This window comes from Microcystis sp. M53602_WE12 (assembly GCF_030065455.1).
Taxonomy (GTDB): Bacteria; Cyanobacteriota; Cyanobacteriia; order Cyanobacteriales; family Microcystaceae; genus Microcystis; species Microcystis aeruginosa.
The window spans coordinates 1-1,635 of sequence record NZ_JASJFB010000325.1 but is presented as its reverse complement, the minus strand read 5'-3'; the positions used below and the strand labels follow the sequence as shown (position 1 = coordinate 1,635).

Annotated in this window: 1 protein-coding gene and 1 pseudogene; both read left to right on the top strand. The window is 40.6% G+C overall.

The features are described from left to right. Positions 1-102 (top strand): annotated as a pseudogene (locus PX482_RS11575) (Rpn family recombination-promoting nuclease/putative transposase); the annotation flags it as partial. 162 nt (positions 103-264) lie between these two features. Next, positions 265-1,179 carry an Rpn family recombination-promoting nuclease/putative transposase gene (locus PX482_RS11570; RefSeq protein WP_288122458.1) on the top strand — a complete coding sequence of 305 codons (915 nt, stop codon included), beginning with the start codon at positions 265-267 and terminating at the stop codon, positions 1,177-1,179. The last annotated feature ends 456 nt before the right edge of the window (positions 1,180-1,635 follow it).

The window sequence follows — 1,635 nt, the reverse complement described above, 5'->3', positions numbered from 1 at the left end:
TCTATTCCTCGTTTATTGGCCTTAGGATTAAACTTTGAACAGATAGCACAAGCTTTAGAATTAGAGATCGAACAGGTTAGACAAGCAACTCAAGGGGAATAGGAAAAGTTCAAACTTTGACAAATTGATACAATTGCCGGTAGCCATCAAGTAAAAATCGGCAACCCCGAAAATACCTGAAGCTTTCTCTTAATTGGGGACAAGTTACCGAAAAAGCTTTTACTTCGTCATCTAAAATAGAGCCATCTTTTTGAGTTTAATTGCGTGAAAACTGACAGTATTTTCTATCAACTCTTGCAAAGATTTCCCGCTTGTTTCTTTGATTTGTTGAACCTTCCCCCCGAAATCGCCAATTCTTATCAATTCTCCTCGGTGGAAGTTAAACAATTGTCCTTTCGTCTCGATGGAGTCTTTTTGCCTGATACACCCAATCAGCCTATCTATTTCCTAGAAGTACAATTTCAGAAAGATAATAGGTTTTATTCCCGTTTCTTTAGTGAAATCTTCCTCTATCTCCACCAAACGGACTTAAGCAACAACTGGCAGGGAGTAGTTATTTATCCTCGGCGTTCAGTGGAAAGCGTAGAGACGGCTCGTTATGGGGAGTTAATCAACTCAGGCAGAATTTTACGTTTTTATCTCGAGGAATTAAGGGAAGGGGAATCCCTGGGAATATCAATGTTACAATTAATTATAGCACCAACCGCCAGAGCGATCGAGCAAGGAAAACAATTAATTCCACGGATTAGACAAGAATTACCTAAGGTCAAACAACAGCAAGAACTTTTAGAATTGATAGAGACAATCTTGGTTTATAAGTTACCCCAAGTCAGTAGAAAGGAGATAGAGGCGATGTTTAGTTTAAGTGATTTAAAACAAACTAAAGTGTATCAGGAAGCTTTAGAAGAAGGTAGAGAGGAAGGTAGAGAGGAAGGTAGAGAGGAAGGTAGAGAGGAAGGCCGACAAGAAGGCCGACAAGAAGGCCGACAAGAAGGCCGACAAGAAGGCCGACAAGAAGGCCGACAAGAAGGCCGACAAGAAGGCCGACAAGAAGGCGAATTAGCGGCAAAATTAGCCTCTATTCCTCGTTTATTGGCCTTAGGATTGAACTTTGAACAGATAGCACAAGCTTTAGAATTAGAGATCGAACAGGTTAGACAAGCAACTCAAAGGGAATAGGAAAAGTTCAAAGCGATCGCACTAAGGTTAGATAGCGTATCATGCTAAACGACTTTTGTACTAAATCCGCTTATTAAAAACTGATTATTTATTCTCCGTTTTGCCTCTTGCATGAGTGCCTGTCCTGATATGTAGCCTATACTCACTGGGGAGATACAGTAGGTAGGGTGCGTTAGGAGCGCCACAATATTATTTAATTTACATTAATTACATACGCGACGTAACGCACCAATATTATCCTAAATCCCTTGAGTAACCCACAGAAAAGGGGTTTCTCCGAGAAACCCCTTTTCTACTCATGCACTCATGCAAAAAGGGGAATAAATAATCAGTAGATCGTAGCGACTGTCTTGATTGTCAAGGGGTAACTCAAAAAACAATCAAGGAGTTGCTGTCGAACCTAAAATCTCAAGCCAGAAAAAAGCGCAGCAAAAACTAAGTCGCTCAGGTTAAACC